The following is a 3,153-nucleotide window of genomic DNA, read 5'->3' as shown; positions in this document are numbered from 1 at the left end:
ACCTCAACCGCCGCCTTAAAGTGCTACTTAAAGCGGCAAGCGGTGCCCGCCCAGGCGGCCTTCGGCGAAGGCATACGCTCATCCCACAGCCGCAGTTCCGCCCGCTGCACATCTGTTGGCTTAAGCGTGGCCTGCCACGTCCGGATAATGCGGCGTTGCGTCACAAGTTGACCCTCAAGTTTGATATCTGCTCTTGCAGATATACCAGGGGCGCTTTTGCTAGCCGGCTTGGGCGGAAAGACAGCGCGAAATCTTGAATGCATAAATTCATGAACTCTAAAAATTACTAGCGGCAACCCATTGAAAAGACCTGATACTTGCGGGGGGTTGTCGGCCTGATTAAAAGCCTTTCGTGTGTGCGCGCGCTTCTTTCTATGATGCGCATGCGCGCACGTTATCTTTAAAAAATAGATTACATGCTTCATTGGTCCTGATGCTGGAGAAGCCGAAAGCTCTTCAGCACCCAAAAGGCGCGCTTAGCCTTTCGGGGTGTGGCGTAGCGAAGCGGAGCCACCAAGATCGAATACCTAATCTAATTCAATTTTAATACGTCGGTTTCATTGCGATCGTGCAATTTCATATGAAGCGCGAGGTAGGTCATGATCTAGCAACTAGATTGGGGATGACGGCGACGATGCAGGAGCTGGCGGCTTCGCCGCGACGTGCCCTGCGGGCCCGTCAGCAGATCGCTTCGCGGGCAAGGTGGGGGGTAGCTCGAAAGTAACTGAGCATCCTAGCTTTCGAGCGAGGTGTGGGTTTATCGCCTTGCAGACGCTCAGCCTCGTACAGGCCGTTTTAGGCCCTTCGGCACCTACCCTAGCGGTCCGCCCCCCAGACCGGCCTAACTGGCCAAATTTCGTCAGTACGATTTGATGTCGGAGGTCGCCTCGCTGGCGCTAGCCGTGTGGCGCCAGATTGAGGGGGGGGTCAGCTCTCCTGGGCCACCGCTTCAAAAAGATGAACCGCACTAAGCAGAGCGGCGTTCAGCTTCTTATGGTCACTCCCATAGTGCGCTTGTCTGTGACAATTTGGGCAGATGCCGGCCACGTACCGTGGATCATCAGGCCCGCCGTCACTGAGACGCCGAATATGATGTGCTTCAAGAAAAGGTCGCCCGCTTGCAGTAGTGAATGGAGCAGGTAGTTTGCAAGACTCGCAGATACCCCCGGCACGAGCCAAAACATAATCTCGAACATCGCGGCTTCGACGAAACAGCGTTGCCGCGCTATTTGCTTGTATGCCTTGCGCAGGCGCTGCCGCGGCCATTGCCTTAGTCCGCAGCTCAGCTAGTGTTGATATGGGTGCGGGCTCCGCTACCATATCGTCTGCTTCGAGCTCCGTCTCACGTAATGGCGCTAGATTGAAAACGATGGCATCTCGCTCCTGGCCATTAATGTCTGGTTGCCGCTCGATTTCCCAGCCTGCGCAGACGAATAAGCCTTCAAATCGAACTCTACTGCCCTTCTTTGTTTGGCTGAGGACCAAAAGGTCTCTTCCTCGTGCTGAATGATCGAGAATCGCTGCGTTACCAGCAACCATGCGCATGTCGCCGACCCGGCCCTGACCGGTGTATCGGAGGGAGCCGTCCGCTTGGAACTCATCCCTATAACCGACGATACCGGCACCGTGGCCTGTGAATAAAAAAATTCCAGGAAGTTTAGCAGGCGTCGAAATTCCGCCCTGTTGTTGCCCTCCGAACGGCTGATGGATATCCAGCCGGCGCACGTAGCTCTGATGTATGACGAAGGGCCAGTGCATGGGTTGATCGTGTCCTACTAACCAGTGGTCGTGATGCGCTAACCACACAGGCGAAGGACGGTAAATGCGCCGCGGGCCTTTGGCAAAGAATGCCACTCAGCCACCAGACCCACGATGAGCGACGTGCGCTTGGTAATCCCGAGCTCGCTCTTTGTTCGGCACGTCTAGATCGTCCTTGGCACGGGAAGCTCCCTTCATGCTGCACCGCAACATAAAAGCCTCATCGCCGTCGAAAGTCTAGCGTTAAAACGAACTTGATTCGCTATAACGACTAGTCGGCAGGCCTGGCTCGAACAGGTCAACCCGCGAGAAGGAACATTATCGCGTGTTGACATCATTGCGTTGGTCAGGTTGAATCACTCGGTTTACACAACGGCGGCTTATTGGCCAGCCTGGACAAATTGATGACCATCGAGGTCCTTGTGCAAAGCTCTCAGCGCAGAAAGGGTTGTTGCAGCGCAAGTCTCGAGCGGGCTTCACGGCGACGGCGTCTTCGCGCGAGCGATTGGAAGGTCTGACGCGCGAATTATTCCGTTTTGACTACTGAGGCTCAACTGCTGGGCCGTGCTCTGCGACTGGGAAACGCCGCTGATCCTGTGGTCACCGCTATCGTATAATGTCACTTTTTCAGCCTGCTTTACTGCGACACGCCTTGCATCCGGGAAGCAGGCGTAGTGCATGCCATTCTGCGATCCAGTTGACGAGGGCTGACCCAGCCCCTCCGGCCACCATGGCTTGGGCGAATCCTCTTCCACTGGCGGCGGTCCGTTGACCTCCTCTGCCTGGCGCGACAGCGCCGTGCAGAGCGCGTTGACCTTGTCCTTCAAGTCTACGTTGAACATGTCACCGACCTGAGTCATCCCGCCCGCTGACCATTGCCCCATGCCGCCGAGGTCCCGGTGGCTAAATTGCGCCTGTCGACCGCCGCCGCGACGGAGAGCCTCTCTCAAAACCTCGACTGCTTCAACGCTCACACTATATTTTGCCGCTAAGTCATCCAGCCTATCTGCCATTTGCTCCACTCGCTCCATAACTAATTGCAATGAGCGCCTGCTTCTGTCGCTCCGTCGAAAGCCCGATTCCATAGGTCGGGCTTTGAATTCGAGCTTTCGACCTCCAGATCCCAAAACCTGATTTTGCGGTCTTGATCGATTCTGCGAGATATTATGCTATGTATCTACACAAGTTGGATCCGGTCTCAGGCCGGCTTGGCGCCTGGGGCGCTGCACTTCACAAACTTCCCAGAGTTGTCACGGCAGTGAACCGTCGATTTAGCTGGGCACTTCATGAATTTTCCTTGCGCGTCACGGCATTGCGAGGCGAAAGCCGCCGGCGCTCCGACGAGGAAGCTGAAGGCAGTTACTGCGAGTAATAGTCGACGCATGACATGCTCCG

General features: G+C 55.9%; 3 protein-coding genes. All 3 read right to left on the bottom strand.

Annotated features, from left to right (window positions below):
* Nucleotides 1-927: 927 nt before the first annotated feature.
* Nucleotides 928-1,758 (bottom strand): HNH endonuclease signature motif containing protein, encoded by an 831-nt coding sequence (locus GSQ92_RS25800; protein WP_159014450.1) that lies wholly within the window; start codon nucleotides 1,756-1,758, stop codon nucleotides 928-930.
* A gap of 476 nt (nucleotides 1,759-2,234) precedes the next feature.
* Nucleotides 2,235-2,771, bottom strand: a complete 537-nt coding sequence (locus GSQ92_RS31200; protein WP_254066698.1) for a hypothetical protein — start codon at nucleotides 2,769-2,771, stop codon at nucleotides 2,235-2,237.
* A 185-nt stretch (nucleotides 2,772-2,956) separates the two neighbouring features.
* On the bottom strand, nucleotides 2,957-3,153 hold a 197-nt coding region (locus GSQ92_RS30460), incomplete at its 5' end, for a hypothetical protein (RefSeq protein WP_371418597.1).

Source organism: Acidisoma sp. S159, assembly GCF_009766125.1.
In the GTDB taxonomy this organism is placed as follows: Bacteria; Pseudomonadota; Alphaproteobacteria; order Acetobacterales; family Acetobacteraceae; genus Acidisoma.
The sequence above is the reverse complement of the archived record's forward strand: the minus strand, read 5'-3'. Positions and strand labels throughout refer to the sequence as shown.